Below are 19,425 nucleotides of genomic sequence, written 5' to 3'. Positions count from 1 at the left end.
CTTCCCCGGCTGCATCTTCCCCGGCTGCAACCGCCCAGCCGCTGATTGTGACGCCCACCACATCATCCCCTGGGCCGACGAAGGGCCGACAGCACTGCACAACCTGTGCTTGTTGTGCAAACACCACCACAATCTGCTCGAACCCGACAAGAAACGAGCACCCGAACTCCAATGGGAGATCAGAATCGCCACCGACGGTATTCCCGAGATCATCCCACCCCGCTACGTCGACCCACACCGACGACCTCGACGACACCAACGATTCCGACAACCTGCCGGATAGCGGCACCCGCCGGGACGAGTGGTGCCGGAATGAAGAGAAATGTCGTCATCACGGGCTTGTCCGGGATCTCGGTTGACGGTCGGGCGCGGGGAGATCCCGGCGCGATTCGCGCCTTCCGGCAGCGGACCGGTATCAGTCCAGGGATTCCGGGGTTGATCGCGATGCCGGGCGCAATGACTTGATCATCACCAGGGTTGGGCCCGCCCAATCCAACCCGTCGAACTCGTGCATCGGTGCGAATCCGACCGCGCGATAGAAGGCACGCGTCGCGGCATAGCCGGCATGCTCGAACGCCGGGCCGACCGTGTGTACCTCGAGGAAGTCGCAGCCGTCGGCGCGCAAGTGATCCTCAATCGTCGTGACGAGTGCGCGGCCCACACCGGTCGCGCGCAGCGGCGCACTCACCGCGATCAGCGCCAACTCAGCGGACTCCGGAAAGTGCCGCTCGACGAGCGCCACACCGGCGACCTCGCCGCCGGCGACGGCCAGGAACGACTCCAGATCTCCGCCTTCGCCACGTAACCGAGGATCGCCTCCTCGATGCCGAACCAGTCGGGCAGGGTCCGGAGCACTCGCTCGACGGCCAGCGGGTCGCGGCGGCGTTCGACAGTGACGGGCACGGGTGTTCAGCCGTCGACCCACAGGCAGAACGGGTGCCCGGCCGGATCGATGCAGACCCGGACGTTCGCCTGCGGCTGGTAGCGGGCCATCCGAGCGCCGCACTGCCGGGCGTGCTGCAGACCGGCCTGCAGATCGTCCACCTGAACCTCCAGATGCACCTGCATCTGCTGGTCGCCCGGCCCACCCGGCCAGTTCGGCCTGACGTGGTGCTTCTCCAGCTGGCAGGCGAGTCCGATGCCGCCGTCCGGGTTGCGCACGGTCACCCAGGTCGGGTCGTCGGTTGGCCCCAGCGTCCAGCCCAGCAAGCGGGCGTAGAACCGGGCCAGCGACACCGGGTCGGATGCCCCCAGCGTGACGGTGCTCAGACGGATTCCCTGCATGGGCCAACCTAATCACCGGGGTGCCTGATCCGTCGAGCGAGCACTCAGAATGCGGTGCCACGGGCAATCGGGGGCTGCCTGGTCCGCCTTCGGACGCGGGCAGATGAGCTTCATGCAAGCAGGAGGTGACCGATGACAGCCCAGAACGTCCGGCTCACTGAGCACGGCCAAGAGTTCGTTGATTCTGTCCTCAGGCGCGGCGAGCATAGCGGCGCCGAGTCAGATGATGACGTGTGATGGAAACCTACGACGGCTGAGCGAGCACTCAGAATGCGACGGCCGACGCTTCAATGATGCCCAACGAACTCCTGGCAATTCCAAGCTATAGCGCATGGGGGGTCTTGCCGCAAGGCCCCCCACCGGAGGCAGAATCGTCCGCCATGTCCCCTGTGCGCAGTGCTTTCAACCTTCCCGGACGCCTCGTCGCGAAGGCTGATCCCCGCCTGATCGGTGCCGACGAACGGCACCTGGCGGCGATCGCCGACTGTGTCGCCGAGCAACTGACCGAACTCTCCGAACGGCTGGACGAATTACGCAAAGAGCGTGCGGTCCGCGGCCGTCAAGCGCTCGACCGCGACCTGGAGATCCACCGGCTCAGCGCCCGGCAGCGGCTGCTCAGCAGGTTCACTCAGGACGCCTGCCTGGGCCGGATGGTGCCCGCCGACGGCAGCGAACCCACCTATATCGGACGGGTCGGGCTGGCCGACCGCTCCGGACGCCAACTGCTCGTCGACTGGCGCACCCCGGCCGCCGAGCCGTTCTTCGCCGCCACCCGGGCCCACCCGCTCGGACTGGCCAGCCGGCGCCGCTACCGCTGGACCGACCGCCGCGTCACCGACTACTGGGACGAGGTGTTCGCCGCCGACGGGCTCGACGACAACGCCGCGCTCGATGATCAGTCGTCCTTCCTGGCCAGCCTCGGCGAATCCCGCACGGCCCGGATGCGCGACGTGCTCGGCACCCTCGCCGCCGACCAGGACGCCATCATCCGGGCCGGTTCGGCCGGTGCCCTGGTGGTGGACGGCGGTCCCGGCACCGGCAAGACGGTGGTGGCGCTGCACCGGGCCGCCTACCTGGCCTACGCCGATCCGCGGCTCAACGGCCACCGCGGCGGGCTGCTGTTCGTCGGTCCGCACGAGGCCTACCTGGCCTACGTCGCCGACGTGCTGCCCGGCCTGGGCGAGGAGGGCGTCCGGACCTGCACGGTGCGCGACCTGCTGCCCGAGGGTGTGGACGCCGTCGCCGAGCCCGATCCGAAGGTGGCCCGGTTGAAGTCGTCGGTGCGGATGGTCGGGGCCGTCGATCCGGCGGTCGCCCTCTATGAGGAGCCGCCCACCACGGCCCTGCTGGTCGAGACGCCGTGGGGCGACGTCCGGTTGCGGCCGGCCGACTGGGCCGAGGCGTTCGAGGCTGTGGACGAGGGCGCGCCGCACAACGAGGCCCACGACCAGGTCTGGGAGGCGGTGCTGGAGATCCTGATCGACAACTTCCCCGACCCCGAGGTGCCCACCGAGACGCTGCGCGCCGCACTGGAACGGAACCCGAAGCTGCGCCGCGAGGTCCGCCGGGCCTGGCCGCTGCTGGAACCCACCGACCTGGTCGCCGATCTGTGGGCGGTGCCCGCCTACCTGCGCCGCTGCGCGCCCTGGCTGAGTCCGGACGAGGTGCGCGCATTGAAGAGACCCGAGGGCTCGCCGTGGACGGTCGCCGACCTGCCCCTGCTGGACGCCATGCGGCACCGGCTCGGCGACCCGGAGGCGTCCGACCGGAACCGGCGCCGTCGTGCCGAGGAGGCCGCCGACCGCTCCTACATGGACGACGTGGTCGAGGACATCCTGGCCGCCGACGACGATCCCGAATCGGGGCTGAAGCTGCTCAACCGGGACAGCATTCGCGACGCACTGGTGCACGATGACGCGTGGGCGTCCGACGACGGCGACCCGCTAGCCGGCCCGTTCGCGCACATCATCGTCGACGAGGCCCAAGAGTTGACCGACGCCGAATGGCAACTGCTGCTGCGTCGCTGTCCGTCCCGCAGCTTCACCGTGGTCGGCGACCGGGCGCAGGCCCGGCACGGCTTCACCGAATCGTGGACGGAACGTCTGCGGCGGGTCGGCTTCGACGACGTCACGGTCGCCACGCTGACCATCAATTACCGGACGCCGGCCGAGGTGATGGCGGCAGCCGAACCGGTGATCACCGCCGCGCTCCCGGACGTCGTGGTGCCGACCTCGATCCGCAGCACCGGCGTTCCGGTGCGGTATGCGCCGGCGTCCGAACGGGACGCCATCCTGCGGGATTGGCTGGACAGCCACGACAAAGGGATCGTCTGCGTCATCGGCGACCCGGAATTCCCCGGCACCGACCGAGTCATGTCGCTGAGCCCGCAGAACGCCAAGGGCCTCGAATTCGACCTGGTGCTGCTGTTCGAGGACGATTCGGAATCGGGCATCACTGCGGCGGTGGATCGGTATGTGGCGATGACCCGAGCGACACAAGAGTTGGTGGTGCTGCGCCCGTGATCGCAGCGTCCAGATCTGAACTCACCTGGCCGGATAGGAAACTGCGAAGTGGCCGCATAGGAGGTCCGAGCGTCTGCTCTGTGGTTCGATGGCAATGTCCCGGTCGCACGAAGGAGTGCACCCCCAAACACAGGAGACCGCATGAACACCCCCTCGACAGGCTTCCGCGCCCTCGATCACTGGCTGGTCGTGATCGATCCGCAGAACATCTTCGCTGCGCCCGATTCCGACTGGGCATCGCCGTTCTTCGACGATGCCGTGGCGAACATCCGGCGTCTTGCCCCGGCGTTCGGCGACCGAGTGCTGATCACCCGTTGGCTGCCGACCGCCGACCGCGACACCTCGTGGGGCGAGTACTTCGCCGACTGGCCGTTCGCCGACCGTCCGCCCACCGATCCGATCTTCGACCTGGTGCCCGCCGTCCAGGACCTGACCACGCGTCCGACCCTCGACCGACCCACGTTCGGCAAGTGGGGTCCGGAGATGGAAGCCATCGTCGGCCACGCCCCACGCGTCGTGCTGACCGGCGTCTCGACCGACTGCTGCGTACTCTCCACGGCCCTGGCTGCCGCGGACGCCGGGGCCTACGCGATCATCGCCGCGGACGCCTGCGCCGGCTCGACCGCCGAGAACAACGCGGCCGCCCTGCAGGTGATGGGCCTCTACCCGCCTCAGCTGACGATCTCGGACACGGCGTCCATCCTGGGCAGCTGACGCGCGGCGGCTCCCGCTCCGGGCAGCGACATGCCGACCCCCTGGACGAGTTCGACATAGCCGGGGTGCTCCCAGGGCGAACCGATCGCGCCCAACAGCACCACCAGTCCGAGGGCCGGGAGGATTCCCAGCAGGATGCGGCCGCCGACGCCCAGGGGGTTGGTGCTCGTCCACTCCACATATGAAATCCCCACTGGGCACACTTGAACTTCAAGTGTGCCCAGTGTGGCCGGTCTTGGCGGCGACTCGCCATGGACGAGTGGGCAAAAGTCCTAGTGAGCAAAGGGTTGTTGGTGTACTAGGTGGTGACGCTGAACCTTCCGAACCCCGTCACATATGAAAATCTGGGGCTTCACATCTCGTCGAGCGGCTCGTAGGCCTGCGGATCGGGCGGCGCCTGAGGGTCGGACGCCGTGACCCGCAGGTGGCGGCGCCACATCAGGTAGCCGATCGTGGTCAGCGCCAGCGCGGTGCCGGCCAGCATCGGCAGCGAGAACGCCACCGCCGGGGCCACCACGCCGGCGATCACCGCGTTCGACACCAGCGAGACGAAACTCTGCACCGAGGACGCCGCACCTCGGTTCGCCGGGAACAGGTCGAGCATCGCCAGGGTCAGGATCGGGAACGCCAGGGCGATGCCGAAGGTGTAGACCGGCAGCAGCAACACCGCCCAGGGCAGCGTCTGCGCCGCCGGCACCAACATCAGCACCAGATTGGCGGCACCGGCGGCCAGGCTGATCCAGTAGCCGGCGGTGGCCATCCGACGTCCGCTGACCCGGCCGGCCAGCCGTCCGGAGAACCAGGAGCCGAGCACCATGCCCGAGATCAGCGGCACGAACAGCATCCAGAAGTCCCGCTCGCCCTTGCCGAGCAGGTTCACCACGATCATCGGCGCGGCCGAGATGTAGACGAACATGCCGGCGAAATTGATCATCGCGGTCAGCGCCAGCCGGCGTCCGTCGCGGTCGATCCACACCGACCACAGCGAGTGGAACAGCGGGCCGACCCGCAGCGGCGTCCGTTGAGCGGCGGGATGGGTCTCGGGCAGGAACAGCCCGACCAGCACCAGCAGCACCACGCCGACGACGGTCAGGAACCAGAAGATGCCCCGCCAGTCGCCGTGCGCCAACAGCCAGCCGCCGACGATCGGGGCCAGCGCCGGCGCGAGGCCGAAGATCATCGCGATCTGCGACATCACCTTCTGTGCCCGATCTCCGGCGAAGATGTCCCGCACCATGGCGCGGCTGATGATCTGCCCGGCCCCGGCACTGAGGCCTTGCAGGGCGCGTCCGGCCAGCAGCAGACCCAGGTTCGGCGCCACCGCGCAGGCCAGCGACGACAACACGAACAGTCCGGTGCCGACCATGATCACCGGCTTGCGGCCCAGGGCGTCCGACAGCGGACCGTGGAACAGGCTCATCACCGCGAACGACAGCAGATAGACGCTGATCAACTGTTGCAGGGCCAGCGGCGTCGTGTTCAGGTCGATCGCCATCTGTGCGAACGCCGGAAACATGGTGTCGATCGAGAACGGTCCGACCATGCCCAGGCCGGCCAGGATGGTGAGCAGCAGCCACTGCGCGGGCAGCGGCCGCTCGGACGTCTTCAGCACCGGGTCATTGTCGCAGCCCGGTCAGACAGGCTGCTCAGGCAGATCGGACGCTGCTCAGACAGATCGGACGCCGGTGCGCAGCTGCACCGGCTCCCGCTGACCGCCGCAGTGGATCACGTCGCGTCCGTTCACGGTGAACTGGGACGCGTGGGCGCGCAACGCGGGCAGCAGGGCGTCGAGGCGGTCGGTCAGGTCGTACCAGGTGACCCCGTCGGAATCCGGCGGACTGCCGTCGCGGGGGATCGAGATCACCTCGGCGAACCGGACGCCGGCCAGCGCCGCCGCGGCGACCGCGACATGGTGGGCGTGCACATGGTCGGGATGTCCGTAGCCGCCGTCCGCCTGATAGCTGACCACCAGGTCGGCGTCCCACGCGGCCAGGAACGCGGCCAGATCGGCGGACGCCTCCGGGACGCTCGCCGAGGTGAAGGCGTCCGGACCGGCGTCCTCACCCGGACCGGCCACCGTCGGGGTCACCCAGCGCATCCCCGAGTCGACGTAGCGTCGCGGCGGCAGGCCGGACGCCCGTGCCGGCGGTTCGCCCAGAAAGAACGGCCCTTCCGCGCCGAGCGTCCGCAGTGCCGTTGTCAGCTCAGCCTCGCGGTGGACGTCCAACTCGGGGGTGCCGACCAGGTGGCTGAGCGGTCCGGGCACCACGTCGCCGCGCTCGCCGCGGGTCGCCGTCAGCACCGCGACCGTCACGCCCGCGCCGGTCAAGTGCTGGATCAGCGCCCCGGTCGCCAGCGTCTCGTCATCGGGATGGGCATGGGCGAACACGACCCGGCGAACCTCGGCGAACGGCGTAGTCACAGCAACTCCCGGTAGTGCAGGTCTAGCAGCCGGGCGGTCCAGTCCCAGTCGAACCGGCGGGCATGGATCTGCGCCACCACACCCATTCGGGCCAGCCGCTCGGGCTTGGCCAGCAGCCGGGTGATCGCCGTTCCCCAATCCTCGGGCTGCCGGGAATCCATCAGCTGCCCGGTCTCGCCGTGCACCACCGCCTCGCGCAGCCCGCCGGCGGCGGACGCGATCACCGGCGTCCCACACGATTCGGCCTCCAACGCGATCAGTCCGAAGGTCTCCGAATGGGACGGCACCAGCACGATCCGGGCGCCGCGCATCAGCCCGGCGAGCTGCTCCCGCGGTTGCGGGCCGATGAAATGGACGGCGTCGCCGAGACCCTGAGCGTCGACCAGGGCGTGCAGATCGGCCTCGTAGGCGGCGAAGTCGGCCGAGACGTCCCCGGCGATCAACAGGTCGGGACGCAGCTCGGCAGGCACCTCGGCAAGCGCCTTGATCGCCAGGTCGGGTCCCTTCAGCGGTTGCAGCCGGGCGGCGTAGAGCAGGTAGCCGCGGGGATTGGTCGACGGTGTCGACTCAGGGGTCTCGACAAGCTCGGCCAGCAGGCCCGTGGTCTGGGCACGCTCGACCGACGGGGTCGGAGCCTCCGCGTGGAAGATGGTCCGGTCGACGCCCGGCGGCACGATCATCACCCGGTCCGGGTCGGCGCCGCAGCGTTCCACCACGGTGCGGGCCTCGGCGGCGCTGATCGCGATCACGGCGTCCGATTCGCTGGCGACCAGCCGCTCACCCGGCACCCGTGCCGGCGACTCCGGCGGCTCGCCCTCCGACAGTGCCGAGCCGGGCAGCGCCGCCACCGAGTGGAAGCTCTGGATGTGCGGGACCTCCCGCAGCCGCGCCACCGGAAGGGCGGCGACCCCCGACATCCAGTGATGCGAATGCAGCACGTCATAGCCGGCGCTCAGCCCGGTCAGCCCCGCCGCGAACTCGCCGATATGGGCGTCGATCAGGCTCTTCGCCAGCCGCTCCGGCGGGCCGGCCGGCAGATGTATCAGCCGGACGGCGTCCGACAGCTCGACGACATCGGGTTGAGCCGGGTCGCTGCGCCGGGTGATCAGGTCGACCCCGTGACCCAGCCGGGCCAGTGCGAACGCCTGGTGATATTCGACGACGTTCATGCCGCCGGCGTCCCCGGAACCGGGCAGATCGGCGGGGGAGGTATGCATCGACACGAAGGCGATGTGAAGCGGATCGGGCACAGCTGAACCCTAGTCCCAGCCGCCGTCCCGATTCAGGCGCTGCGCCGCCGGACGGTGTCCAGCAGTTGCCGATGGAAGACTGGCTCGCCGGTGAGTTCCGGATGGAACGCGATCCCGGTCACCGTTCCTTGCCGGACGCCGACCACCTGGCCCTGGTGCTGGGCCAGCACCTCGACGTCCGGACCGACCCGGGTGACCACCGGCGCGCGGATGAACGCGACCCGCACCGCCCCGAGGGTGCTCTCCAATTCGACCTCGGCGGAATCGACCTGCGGACCCAGGCTGTTGCGCCGGACGGTGACGTCCAGCACGCCCAGCGACTGCTGGCCGGGTGCCCGGTCGTCCACCTCGGTGGCCAGCAGCACCAGTCCGGCGCAGGTGCCGAGCGCCGGCAGCCCGTCTGCGACCGACGTCCGCAGCGGCTCGAACAGGTCGAACATCCGCAGCAATTTGTCGATCGTGGACGACTCCCCGCCGGGCAGCAGCACCGCGTCGACCCGCGGTCCGTCCGGGCCGACCAGGTCGGTGGCGCTGCGCAGCGGCACGACCTGGGCACTGAGCGATTCCAGCATCAGCCGGTGCTCCCGGACGCCGCCCTGCAGCGCGACCAGCCCGACGGTGACCGGGCCGGCGAAAGGAGTCACCAGCCCCGCTCGGCCAGCCGGTGCGGCGCCGGCAGGTCGGCCACCGAGATGCCGACCATCGCCTCGCCGAGCCCACGGGACGCCTCGGCGATCACCGCGGCGTCGTCGAACCGGGCCGTCGCCTTGACGATCGCCGCGGCCCGCGCGGCCGGATCGCCGGACTTGAAGATGCCCGAGCCGACGAAGACGCCGTCCGCGCCCAGCTGCATCATCAGCGCGGCGTCGGCCGGGGTGGCGACGCCGCCGGCGGTGAACAGCACCACCGGCAGGGCGCCGGTCTCGGCCACCTCGCGGACCAGGTCGAGCGGCGCCTGCAGCTCCTTGGCCGCCAGGTACAGCTCGTCGGGGGACGCCTTCGCCAGCGCGCTAAGCTCGGCGATCTGCCGCCGGATGGTGCGAATGTGCTTGGTCGCCTCGGACACGTCGCCGGTGCCGGCCTCGCCCTTGGAGCGGATCATCGCCGCACCCTCGGCGATCCGCCGCAGCGCCTCGCCCAGATTGGTGGCGCCGCAGACGAACGGCACCGTGAACGCGTGCTTGTCGATGTGGTGGCTGTAGTCGGCGGGGGAGAGCACTTCGGATTCGTCGATGTAGTCGACCTTCAGGTATTCCAACACCTGGGCTTCCACGAAATGCCCGATCCGGGCCTTCGCCATCACCGGAATCGACACGGTGCCGATGATCGCCGCGATCAGATCGGGGTCGCTCATCCGGGCCACGCCACCCTGCGCCCGGATGTCGGCGGGCACCCGCTCCAAGGCCATCACGGCGACCGCGCCGGCGTCCTCGGCGATCCGCGCTTGTTCGGGGGTGACGACGTCCATGATGACGCCACCCTTGAGCATGTCAGCCAGGCCCCGCTTGACCAGGGGCGAACCGATCACTGTCGTCATCGCGCCATGGTCCGGCCGATCCGGCCATCCACCCGCCGAGTCTGAGGGGCGAGACGTCGGACGCCTCCGGCTCAGCCGTGCCCTTGGTCCGCGGGACGCGAGGAATAGCCGACGATGGTGGTTTCCAGAGTGAAGCCGAGGCCGCGGTAGAGCGCGACCGCCGGCGCCCGGTGATCTTGCACGGTCAGGTTCACGTCGCGGTTGGGCGCCGCGGCCATGATTCGGCGGCAGACCGTGACCATCAGGCCCAGTCCGGCACCGGTGCCGCGTGCCGCGGGCGGGACCGCGATGAAGTCGAGGTATCCCGCGCCGTCCGGCTGGACGCGTCCGCAGGCGTAGCCGAGCAGCTCGCCGTCCGATTCGCTGACCAGGGTGATCCGTTCGCCGGCGATGCCGTCGTCGATCATCTGCCGGGTGCTCAGGTAGGTGTCTGGGAACTCCTCGTCGTGCAGCGGGTCGATGGCCGCGAAGTCGTCCGGTGTGGCCGGACGCACCCGCCGATCGTCCGCCGGCCAACCTGCGGTGGCGTCCGCGGTCGCCACGAAGACGTGGTTCGGCACGGACGCCGTCCAGCCCAGTTCGGCGGCCAGAGCCGCCATGCGCCGGTTCGCGACATCGCCGGAGAACTCGTGATGCGTGACCCCTGCCGGACACGACGCCACCGCAGCCTCGAGCAACGGCCTGGCCAAAGCGTCCCAACGATCGCCGAGCACCCACGGGCCGTGAATCCAGCTGCGACCCAGTTCGGCGTCCACTTCGGACATGGACGCGGCGACGATCGTGCCGTCGCCGTCGGTGACGATCAGCGCGGAATCGGGCCAGGCGTCCAGCTCTTCGAGTTCCAGCCGCAGCGATTCGCGCTCGGTATCGAGATAGCAGGTGCCGGTGGCGGGATCGGCCTGACGGCCGGCGATGAAGTCCAACAGTGCGCCCACCTCACCCGCGCCCACGGGTCGGGGCACGGACGAGGTGGTGGTCATGCGCTCAGTGTGGCATTTCGAGCAGTGTGCCGCCGGTCTCCCAGGCGACCGCTCGCGCCACGTCGAGGCCCAGCGGCATCTGTTCGTCGTCCACGGCCAGCTCGGTGCGCCACATCGAGAATCGGGACGCCTGCCGCCCGTAGGACGAGTGTGTCGACGGTGTCGGATCGCCCAGCGGCGTCGACACCAGAACCCGGAGTACCGGCTGGTCGCAGTGTAGGACGGCGAGCTGATCGCCGTCGTTGGTCACCTGCCATGGCCGAACCTGATGGACCGCCGATACGCCGGCGGCCAGGTCGGATGCAGTGAGTGCGCGTTCGCTAACGATCAATAGATCGTGTGTCATGAAGTCCCCCATGCTTCAGATCACCCGAAAAAAGTCTTGCCCGCCCATTCTGGCAAATCGCAAGCAATTTAGAAAGCCCGCCCGGCCGGATGTTGACCGCATTGCACTCGATGATCCGACCGTGACCCGTGCCTTCTTCGCCGAGGTGCTGCGCTGGCCGTTCGTCTCCGAGGGTGAGTCCGGCGACAGCGGCGTGGGTGGCGCGGGTACCGGCGGCAGCGATCCGGCCGAGTGGCTGATCTTCCGCAGCGGACCCAGCGAGGTCGGCGTCCACCCCACCAGCGGCGTCCATCGCGGCGAGAGATGGACGGCACTCCGGCGACACACCATCGCGCTGATGTGCGACGACCTGGACGCCACCATCGCCGAATTGCGCGGATGCGGCGCCGAGTTCAGAGCGGGGAGCCCGCCGAGTTCGGTTTCGGCCGCGGTGTCCGGCTGAAAGTGCCGGGAGCCGACGATCTGCTGCTGTACCGGGCGCACCAAGCGATCGCCTATCGTCTGCCGGCCACGGATGCGACCGCCGAAGGCCCGAAGCGAGCGCAGTGTGATGATGCCCACGCCGGCGATCATGCCTCGTCGCACGGCTCCACGTGCTCCTCTCGCCCGGAGACGTCGACGGGGCTACGGCCTGGGACGAACGCGATCTTGCCGCCTTCGTCCAAGCTCTCTTGGCCCCAGCGAAGGTGCTTCTGACGGAGTCCGTGCTCGATGAGCACAGGGCAGCTGCGTACTGCCCAGCCGGGGCCCTGCTGCCGATCCGGCTGGAACGGTCGATCTGCATCACGGGGTCCCGTGCGGGTCTGCTGCCACCAAAGGTGCGGATCGCCAGATTTGTGCCGACACTATTGCGGTCGACTCGGCCTACCTCATCACGACTGGCGTCGGATGACTCTCCCAAGTTGATCTCGTTTCCGAGGAGGTCGCTCGAAATAGATCACGACATGATCGCTATGGCCCACCGGTTCCGGAGCCTTCCGCCGGAGTGGGAATTGCCATGTGTAGCAATGCCAGGAGATAGAACACGCTCACACCGATCGCCACACCAATCAGGAGCCAAGTCCCCCATCGCATCTGCCTGCTGACGCCGAGGAGAACGATGGACACGACCATCGCAATTGCTCCCACCATTAGCGCAACGATGGGTCGAAATTCGGCCAGAACCAGACCCGTGAGACCGCCGAGAACTACCATCAGCGCATTCTTGCGCGAATGACGCGACACGCTAGGCGAACTAGTCATCATCATGGAACATAGATGTAGTGATAGTGAAGCAGGTTCGCACATCCGCCCGATTTGCTCATGGTGTACGCCCAAATCGAATTTCCGGAGGTTCGCCCCTCGAGCCAAGTCTTAGAGTGGCTTGTGTAGGTAGTAGGTCCACCGGATATGATCCGGCAGAACGTTGAATTCTTGAAATTGGCCTTCGTGTCGCCCCAGACCTTAGTAGAACTCGTGCGTCCGCGTGTCGCCGATTCCCAGGTCTTTTCCCAACCAGTTCCGCTCAGCCACCAGACATCATGGTTGGTGGTGTAGCTCCCTACCGTCGAACTGTCCGCGTTCCACAGCAGCTGGACACCCGTCTCCGACGTGGCCAGGTTGATTGGGTCATGAATCCGCGCCCACATCCGCGCAACATGTTGGTAACTGGACTTTGGTGCAATGTCACCTTGGCCCTCCGGCGACGGTGTTGACGATTCCCCCCCTTTCACTCCTCTTTCCTCGATCATCCGAGTCACGCTGTCAGGCACAGCACCCGGCTTGTAGCTGGCTGTGGCGATCCTGTGCGTGCAGGTCGAGGGATCATACGACAACTCGGTGACAACTACGACCATGCCGTGCGATCCCTGACCGGTGCCGCGACTGCGACTAGAAGTTTGGAGTAGCGGCTGAGTTTCATGGGGCTGGACCTTCTACAATCTCAATCAGTAAGTGGGGGGCGACCGACGAACGGCGTGAGCCCTTGTCGCGGTGGTGAAGAGCGGCGGAGCCGCATGTCACATAGATTTACTTGTCCACGACGATTCACTCAGTCGCCGAACTCTGCATTGAGTCGCAACGGCGATGCGGATGAACGTCGCAACGGCGATGCGGATGAACCAAGTGGGGCTGACCGTACACTTGACCTCGAGGATCCGTCAAGAACCCCGCCCGGTTGATTCGGACGATGAGACAATGCGGCAATGGCCGAACGTGACATCGCTTGCGCGATCATCGAGGGCCGGCTGTCGTCCGAGATCGTGCTGCGCACCGACGAGGTGATCGCGTTCCTCGACCACCGGCCGGTCTTCAAGGGACATGTGCTGGTGTGCCCGGTCCGGCACGTCGACACCCTGCTCGACCTGCCCGACGAGTTGGTGCTGCCGCTGATCGGCGCCTGCCGCCGGATCGCCGCCGCGATGGGCCCCGCCCTGGGCGCGCAGGGCAGCTTCGTCGCGATCAACAACGTGATCAGCCAGTCCGTACCGCACCTGCACATCCACGTCGTGCCCCGCTCCAAGGGCGACGGACTGCGCGGCTTCTTCTGGCCCCGGACGACCTACGGCGCCGGCGAGCAGGCGGAGTACGCCGAGCGGCTGCGTCAGGAACTCGGGTAGGTCAGACCCGGCGCTCCCGGACGTCGGTGAGGGTGCTCAGGTCAGAGTCGGTGTCTTGGCCGAACTGCGCGTCCGGCTTCATGCCCTCGCCAGGGAGCGGGCGGTGATGAAAATCCCGCGCCGTCGGAATTCCTCGGGGCTCTCCTTGTCGGCGTCGGCGCGGAAGACCGCAGGAACGGCCGGGTACCACGCTTCAGTGCGCCGCGACGGGTCGGACACCCAGGCGGAAGCGGGCCAGCCGTCGCGGTTGGCGAGGTAGTCGGCGAGGGCTGCGAACGCCGCGTCGAGCTGTGCCGCCCCGGTGCGGGGTGGCTCGTCGGTGAACACGTCGGCGGCGAGGCCGGGGCCGCCGCGGCGCAGGACGGATGCGTAGTCGTCCAGGGTCTGGAGAATGCCGAACCGCCAGCACCCGCCCAACGACTCGCCGTCAGCCAGCAGGGCGCGGCATGCCTCGGCGTTCTGCGCCGCCGTATGACGCACGCCTACCTGGGTGCTCGGCGGCGTCTCGGGGGTGGCGCGGGCAGCATCCAGCAGCGCCGCAACCGAGAGCACTTCGCCCTGGAACACCATGGCCACGCCCTCCTTCCCGGCTTCTATTCTCGCAGGCCCTCCTGCGAGCGTCGCCAAGTCGTGGTCCAGCGCCTTTACATCGCTGAGGGTTTGGCAGGCACTCAGACGGTTCTGGCCTTGTCGGCCGCACGCAGCCGCTGCCACTCCTCGAAATCCCAGTCACGCGCCCGCTGTAGATAGCTGTCGAACTCGTCCGCACGGCGCAGCGTCGCCGAATGGTCCTGCGGGGCGTTCTGTGTGGTCGTCCTCCAGGGGATCCATCGGCAGCCTGCTAGGCGCTGACGGCGTCCGTTACGTTGGGTGCCGCCGAGCGGGCCTCGGCCGCGGTGGCGTCGTCCGGCTGGGTGGCGGCGGCGCGCTCGGCTTCGACCCGGGCGGTGTAGGCGGCGATCTCGGCGTCCCGGCGCTTCTCGTCCCAGCCCAGCTTGTCGGCCGCCAACTCGGCGATCTCGGGCAGGGCGGCCAGACCGGAGTCGGCGATCTCGTAGGTGAGCCGGGTCCGGTTCACCAGCAGATCTTCCAGGTGCAGCGCGCCCTCGTGGGTGCAGCCGTAGGCGAACTCGACCCGCAGGTAGTCGGGGGCATGCTCGACCGGATTCGCCAGGTCGGCCTGCTCCCGGCACTGCGCGATCAGGGTGTTGATCTCGCTGCCGTAGCGGTTCAGCAGGTGGTTCACCCGGGTCGTGTCCCAGCCGAATTCGCGGCCCAGCGTGTCGGCCTGCGCCGACAGCACCGAGTAGCCTGCGGCGCCCAGCAGCGGGGTCTTCTTGGTCAGCGACGGGCGGGCCTTCGCCTGCGCCTCGCCCAGCGCGAAGTCGACCGCGTCCTCGGCCATCACCCGGTAGGTGGTCAGCTTGCCGCCGGCGATGGTGACCAGGCCGGGGGCCGCCTCGGTGACGGTGTGCTCGCGGGACACCTTGGTGGACGCCGTCCCGTCACCCTTGGTGGCCGGCTGCAGCAGTGGCCGCAGCCCGGCCCAGGTGCCGATCACGTCGTCGCGGGTGATCGGCTTCTGCAGCACCACATTGGCGTGGTCGATCACGTAGTCGATGTCGGCCTGCGAGGCGACCGGATGGACGTAGTCCTGCTCGTAGGGGGTGTCGGTGGTGCCGATCACCCAGTAGCGCTCCCACGGAATGATGAACAGCACCGACTTCTCGGTCTGCAGAATGAAGCCCACCTCGCCGTTCAGCCGCTCCTTCGGCACCACGATGTGGATGCCCTTGGACGCCAGCACCTTCAACCCGCCCTGCGCCTCGGCGAGATCCTGGGTGGCCTCGGTCCACACGCCGGCGGCGGCGATCACGTGCTTGGCCTTGATGGTGAGGTTCTCGCCGGTCTCCAGGTCCGTGACCTCGGCGCCGCTGACTCGTCCGTTGGTCTTGACGAAGTCGGTGACCCGGACGCGGTTCGCGGCCAGCGCGCCGTACTCGACGGCGGTGCGGACCAGGGTCAGGGTGAGCCGGGCGTCATCGACGCGGCCGTCCCAGTACTGGATGGCGCCGACCATCACGTCCGGCCGGACGTCGGGGAACAGCTTCTGCACGCCGGCCAGCGTGTGGTGCCGGTGGAACGGCGAGGTGGCCTTGGCGCCCAGCCGGGCCATCACGTCATACAGCGTGATGCCGGCCGCCACGTAGGGCCGCTCGACGAACTTCTTGGTCAGCGGGTACAGGAACGAGACCGGCTTGCCCAGGTGCGGGGCGAGCGTCGCGAGCAGAAGTTCGCGCTCGTGCAGCGCCTCGTTGACCAGCTTGAAATCGAGCGCCTGCAGATAGCGCAGGCCACCGTGCAGTAGCTTGCTCGACCGGGACGACGTGCCGCTGGCCCAGTCCTGACCCTCGACGATGCCGACCCGCAGCCCGCGGGTCACCGCGTCCAGGACGATGCCGGCACCGGTGACACCGCCGCCGACCACCAGGACGTCCAACTCCTCGGCGGCCATTCGGCGCAGGGCGGCGGCGCGGGAGGACGGGTTCATGGCGGTTGCGGACATGGCGACTCCTTCGGGCTGGCGAACGTGTGACAGTCGCGATCTAACTGAAGGTCGGAGAATTTCGCAAGCGCTGCGTTCGGATAATCGGGCGACTCGCCGATGCGGTCGCGGGTGTTGCCCGCGGACGATGACCAATAGACTCCCCGGATCCCCCGCGACCCAGGGGGGTTGCCGAGGAGGATGCATGGTCGAGTTGGGCCCCACGAGCCTGGCCATTGTCTGGACGATCGCCGGTGTCGCGGCAATCAGCCTGCTCTACGCGGTGGTGCTGCGCCGCCAGGTGCTCGCCGAGGACGAGGGCACGACGCGGATGCGCGAGATCGCCAAGGCAGTCCAAGAGGGCGCCGCGGCCTACCTCAGCCGGCAGTTCCGCACCCTCGGCATCTTCGCCGCGATCGCCTTCTGTCTGCTCTTCCTGTTGCCCGGAGACACCTCGGTGCGGGTGGGCAGGTCGGTCTTCTTCCTGGTCGGCGCAGGTTTCTCGGCCGCCATCGGCTACCTCGGCATGTGGCTGGCGGTGCGGGCCAACGTCCGGGTGGCGGCGGCCGCGATGCGCGCCAACGGACGCGTCGAGGGCGCCAAGATCGCCTTCCGCACCGGCGGCGTGGTCGGCATGAGCGTGGTCGGGCTCGGCCTGCTCGGTGCCGCCGCCGTGGTGCTGCTTTACCGCGAACAGGCGCCGTCGGTGCTGGAGGGTTTCGGCTTCGGCGCCGCCCTGCTGGCCATGTTCATGCGGGTCGGCGGCGGCATCTTCACCAAGGCCGCGGACGTCGGGGCCGACCTGGTCGGCAAGGTCGAGCAGTCCATTCCCGAGGACGACCCGCGCAACGCCGCGACCATCGCCGACAACGTCGGCGACAACGTCGGCGACTGCGCCGGCATGGCCGCCGACCTGTTCGAGTCCTACGCGGTGACCCTGGTCGCGGCGCTGATCCTGGGCAAGGCCGCCTTCGGCGAGCAGGGCCTGGTCTTCCCGCTGCTGGTGCCGGCGATCGGCGCGCTGACCGCGGTGCTGGGCATCGTGATCACCCGGATCCGCGGCAACGAATCGGGCCTGACCGCGATCAACCGCGGCTTCTACACCTCGGCCGCCGCCGGCGCAGTGCTGGCCGCGATGGCCGCCTTCGTCTACCTGCCGGCCAACTTCGCCGACCTGCCCGCCGTCCCCGACCTGGTCCGTTCGCTGCCCGGCGATCCGCGGCTGATGGCGGCCTCGTCGGTGGCGATCGGGATCGTGCTGGCCGGCGTCATCCTGTGGTTGACCGGCTATTTCACCGGCACCGACGCGGCGCCCACCCGGCATGTAGCACGTACCTCGCTGACCGGCCCGGCCACCGTGGTGCTGTCCGGCATCGGGGTCGGCTTCGAATCGGCGGTCTACACCGCCGGCATCATCGCGGCCGCTGTCTGCGGCGTCTTCCTGATCTCCGGCGGCTCGATGATCCTGTCGCTGTTCATGATCGCGCTCGCCGGCTGCGGCCTGCTCACCACCGTCGGCGTGATCGTCGCGATGGACACCTTCGGCCCGGTCTCGGACAATGCCCAGGGCATCGCGGTGATGAGCAAGGACGTCGACGAGCAGGGCGAGATGATCCTGACCGCGCTGGACGCCGACGGCAACACCACCAAGGCGATCACCAAGGGCATCGCGATCGCCACCGCCGTGCTGGCGGCCACCGCCTTGTTCGGCTCGTACACCGACGCGGTCAACCATTCGCTGTCGTCGCTCACCCAGGACGCCGGCAACGCCATCACGACCGCCATGCTGACCTACGAGATCGTCTCGCCGATCACCCTGGTCGGGGTGATCCTGGGTGCCGCGACCGTCTTCCTGTTCTCCGGCCTGGCCATCGATGCGGTCACACGGGCCGCCGGTGCGATCGTCTTCGAGGTGCGCCGCCAGTTCGCCGAGATTCCCGGCATCATGACCGGCGAGGGGCGTCCCGAATATGGTCGGGTGGTCGACATCTGCACCAAGGACTCGCTGCGCGAGCTGGCCACACCGGGCCTGCTGGCGGCGTCCGCGCCGATCGCGGTCGGCTTCGGGCTGGGCGTCGGGCCGCTGGCCGGCTTCCTGGGCGGCGCGATCGTCGCGGGCGTGCTGATGGCGGTGTTCCTGGCCAACTCCGGCGGCGCCTGGGACAACGCCAAGAAGCTTGTCGAGGACGGCAACTACGGCGGCAAGAATTCCGACGCGCATGCCGCTACCGTGATCGGCGACACCGTCGGCGACCCGTTCAAGGACACCGCCGGGCCGGCGATCAACCCGCTGATCAAGGTGATGAACCTGGTGGCCGTGCTGATCGCCCCCGCCGTGGTGGCCGTCTCGGTGGGCGCGGGGGCCAATCCGACGCTGCGCATCGGCATCGGCACCGCCGCCGGACTGATCGCCATGGGCGGCGTGGTGCTCTCCCGGGTTCGGGCGCACAAGGCGGACGTCGAGGGCCGGCTGGAGCACGAGATGCACCTGGTCGATGACGATCCGACTCCTGAGGTAACAAACGGATAACGCCTCGCTCACGGCAGGTACGAAACAAGGCATTCGTGGTTTCCTACTGGTGGACAGCGACCAGGGGGGAAACATGTTCGACGAAGATTCTGCCGCCGTCACCGCGGCCATCCGGGCAGGAAACATCCAGCAGATCCAGGCCGAGCCGACGCACCGGCGTCCGTCCGCATCGAATGCGACGCCACGCGTCCTGATCGGCGCTCGTGCCGGTGCCGCGGGTGCGCGACGCTGACAATTCCGCAATTCCCGTCCGCAGATCAGCGGCACCGCCAGGCGTCCAGTTCGGCCTCGACATCGACCAGTCGGACGATGATCCGCGGCCCGGTGCCGGGCCGCAGGTAGTGCTCGCGGATCCGTGCCTTCAGGTCGTCCAGGATCTCCCGTGCGACCTCTTCGCGGGTCACGTCGGCGAGCGTGTCCTGGATGCGCTCGACCTCGCGCCGCAACTGCAGGGGGCCCGGTAGCAGCGCGCCGAGATCTTCGCGGGCCAGTTTCGCCTTGATCCACCAATCCTCGTCGGGGTCGAGGTTCAGCGGCTTGCCCGCGCCGGGCAGGTTGTCGAACGCTCCGCGCTCGGTCGCCTCACGGATCTGCCGGTCGATCCACGACTCGTACTGCATCCTGCGAATCTAGCCGCACCGGCGCTGCACGGACCCGCGGAGCCGGCTGCGGCCACGGTGTGCGGAACCGTTCCGCAG

The 19,425-nt window shown here is 68.6% G+C and carries 21 protein-coding genes; 7 read left to right on the top strand and 14 right to left on the bottom strand.

Features of this window, described 5'->3' with window-relative positions; translation table 11 throughout:
* The first annotated feature begins 13 nt into the window (after positions 1 to 13).
* A complete protein-coding gene (locus QM619_RS07520) occupies positions 14 to 283 on the top strand; it encodes an HNH endonuclease signature motif containing protein (protein WP_415106267.1) in 270 nt (89 codons plus the stop codon).
* 132 nt (positions 284 to 415) lie between these two features.
* Here the strand turns inward: QM619_RS07520 and QM619_RS07515 are convergent, their stop codons facing one another.
* From QM619_RS07515 to QM619_RS07505, 3 genes are read right to left on the bottom strand one after another with little or no spacing between them, the layout of a single operon-like run.
* Positions 416 to 742 carry a GNAT family N-acetyltransferase gene (locus QM619_RS07515; protein ID WP_415106255.1) on the bottom strand — a complete coding sequence of 109 codons (327 nt, stop codon included), beginning with the start codon at positions 740 to 742 and terminating at the stop codon, positions 416 to 418.
* Positions 694 to 903, bottom strand: coding sequence for a hypothetical protein (locus QM619_RS07510; RefSeq protein WP_415106252.1), 210 nt, complete (start codon positions 901 to 903; stop codon positions 694 to 696). The genes QM619_RS07515 and QM619_RS07510 overlap by 49 nt, the downstream gene beginning before the upstream one ends.
* A 6-nt stretch (positions 904 to 909) precedes the next feature.
* Positions 910 to 1,284, bottom strand: a complete 375-nt coding sequence (locus tag QM619_RS07505) for a VOC family protein (RefSeq protein ID WP_415106249.1) — start codon at positions 1,282 to 1,284, stop codon at positions 910 to 912.
* Between the two features lie 380 nt (positions 1,285 to 1,664).
* Between QM619_RS07505 and helR the strand changes: the two genes are divergently transcribed.
* Together helR and QM619_RS07495 are read left to right on the top strand one after the other, a co-directional pair.
* Positions 1,665 to 3,806 carry an RNA polymerase recycling motor ATPase HelR gene (gene helR, locus QM619_RS07500; RefSeq protein ID WP_415106246.1) on the top strand — a complete coding sequence of 714 codons (2,142 nt, stop codon included), beginning with the start codon at positions 1,665 to 1,667 and terminating at the stop codon, positions 3,804 to 3,806.
* A gap of 141 nt (positions 3,807 to 3,947) precedes the next feature.
* Entirely contained in the window at positions 3,948 to 4,520 is a 573-nt protein-coding gene (locus QM619_RS07495; protein ID WP_415106243.1) for a cysteine hydrolase family protein, read from the top strand.
* On the opposite strand, the gene QM619_RS07490 is transcribed toward QM619_RS07495, so the two are convergent.
* The 8 genes from QM619_RS07490 to QM619_RS07455 all read right to left on the bottom strand — a co-directional run bounded on the left by QM619_RS07490 (position 4,478) and on the right by QM619_RS07455 (position 11,055).
* Positions 4,478 to 4,699 carry a hypothetical protein gene (locus QM619_RS07490; protein ID WP_415106241.1) on the bottom strand — a complete coding sequence of 74 codons (222 nt, stop codon included), beginning with the start codon at positions 4,697 to 4,699 and terminating at the stop codon, positions 4,478 to 4,480. The two genes, QM619_RS07495 and QM619_RS07490, sit on opposite strands and share 43 nt — an antisense overlap.
* Positions 4,700 to 4,872: 173 nt before the next feature.
* Positions 4,873 to 6,132, bottom strand: coding sequence for a multidrug effflux MFS transporter (locus QM619_RS07485; protein WP_415106238.1), 1,260 nt, complete (start codon positions 6,130 to 6,132; stop codon positions 4,873 to 4,875).
* A 54-nt stretch (positions 6,133 to 6,186) separates the two neighbouring features.
* Complete coding sequence (locus QM619_RS07480) at positions 6,187 to 6,942, bottom strand: PIG-L family deacetylase (RefSeq protein ID WP_415106235.1); 756 nt, start codon at positions 6,940 to 6,942, stop codon at positions 6,187 to 6,189.
* Entirely contained in the window at positions 6,939 to 8,192 is a 1,254-nt protein-coding gene (locus tag QM619_RS07475; RefSeq protein WP_415106232.1) for a glycosyltransferase, read from the bottom strand. Before QM619_RS07475 ends, QM619_RS07480 begins: the two co-directional genes overlap by 4 nt.
* A gap of 32 nt (positions 8,193 to 8,224) precedes the next feature.
* Positions 8,225 to 8,764 (bottom strand): pyridoxal 5'-phosphate synthase glutaminase subunit PdxT, encoded by a 540-nt coding sequence (gene pdxT / locus QM619_RS07470; RefSeq protein ID WP_415106264.1) that lies wholly within the window; start codon positions 8,762 to 8,764, stop codon positions 8,225 to 8,227.
* Positions 8,765 to 8,832: 68 nt separating this feature from the next.
* Positions 8,833 to 9,729: a pyridoxal 5'-phosphate synthase lyase subunit PdxS gene (gene pdxS / locus QM619_RS07465; RefSeq protein ID WP_415106229.1), complete on the bottom strand. Its 897-nt coding sequence runs from the start codon at positions 9,727 to 9,729 to the stop codon at positions 8,833 to 8,835.
* Between the two features lie 71 nt (positions 9,730 to 9,800).
* Positions 9,801 to 10,709, bottom strand: coding sequence for a GNAT family N-acetyltransferase (locus tag QM619_RS07460; RefSeq protein ID WP_415106226.1), 909 nt, complete (start codon positions 10,707 to 10,709; stop codon positions 9,801 to 9,803).
* A gap of 4 nt (positions 10,710 to 10,713) precedes the next feature.
* Positions 10,714 to 11,055: a hypothetical protein gene (locus QM619_RS07455; RefSeq protein WP_415106223.1), complete on the bottom strand. Its 342-nt coding sequence runs from the start codon at positions 11,053 to 11,055 to the stop codon at positions 10,714 to 10,716.
* Between the two features lie 121 nt (positions 11,056 to 11,176).
* Between QM619_RS07455 and QM619_RS07450 the strand changes: the two genes are divergently transcribed.
* On the top strand, positions 11,177 to 11,497 hold the full coding sequence (locus tag QM619_RS07450) for a VOC family protein (protein ID WP_415106220.1): 321 nt from the start codon (positions 11,177 to 11,179) through the stop codon (positions 11,495 to 11,497).
* 1,741 nt (positions 11,498 to 13,238) lie between these two features.
* A complete protein-coding gene (locus QM619_RS07445; protein ID WP_415106217.1) occupies positions 13,239 to 13,652 on the top strand; it encodes an HIT family protein in 414 nt (137 codons plus the stop codon).
* A gap of 78 nt (positions 13,653 to 13,730) precedes the next feature.
* Here QM619_RS07445 and QM619_RS07440 read toward each other — a convergent pair whose 3' ends face one another.
* Positions 13,731 to 14,222, bottom strand: coding sequence for a hypothetical protein (locus QM619_RS07440; protein WP_415106261.1), 492 nt, complete (start codon positions 14,220 to 14,222; stop codon positions 13,731 to 13,733).
* A gap of 271 nt (positions 14,223 to 14,493) precedes the next feature.
* Positions 14,494 to 16,218 carry a glycerol-3-phosphate dehydrogenase/oxidase gene (locus tag QM619_RS07435; protein WP_415106214.1) on the bottom strand — a complete coding sequence of 575 codons (1,725 nt, stop codon included), beginning with the start codon at positions 16,216 to 16,218 and terminating at the stop codon, positions 14,494 to 14,496.
* Between the two features lie 184 nt (positions 16,219 to 16,402).
* Here QM619_RS07435 and QM619_RS07430 point away from each other — a divergent pair, with 184 nt between their 5' ends.
* Both QM619_RS07430 and QM619_RS07425 read left to right on the top strand, forming a co-directional pair.
* On the top strand, positions 16,403 to 18,727 hold the full coding sequence (locus QM619_RS07430; RefSeq protein ID WP_415106212.1) for a sodium-translocating pyrophosphatase: 2,325 nt from the start codon (positions 16,403 to 16,405) through the stop codon (positions 18,725 to 18,727).
* A 73-nt stretch (positions 18,728 to 18,800) separates the two neighbouring features.
* Positions 18,801 to 18,959 carry a hypothetical protein gene (locus QM619_RS07425; RefSeq protein WP_415106209.1) on the top strand — a complete coding sequence of 53 codons (159 nt, stop codon included), beginning with the start codon at positions 18,801 to 18,803 and terminating at the stop codon, positions 18,957 to 18,959.
* A 25-nt stretch (positions 18,960 to 18,984) separates the two neighbouring features.
* Here the strand turns inward: QM619_RS07425 and QM619_RS07420 are convergent, their stop codons facing one another.
* Positions 18,985 to 19,347, bottom strand: coding sequence for a DUF1992 domain-containing protein (locus tag QM619_RS07420; protein WP_415106207.1), 363 nt, complete (start codon positions 19,345 to 19,347; stop codon positions 18,985 to 18,987).
* Positions 19,348 to 19,425: the final 78 nt, after the last annotated feature.

Source organism: Micropruina sp., from assembly GCF_047606665.1.
Classification (GTDB): Bacteria; Actinomycetota; Actinomycetes; order Propionibacteriales; family Propionibacteriaceae; genus Micropruina.
The sequence above is the reverse complement of the archived record's forward strand: the minus strand, read 5'-3'. Positions and strand labels throughout refer to the sequence as shown.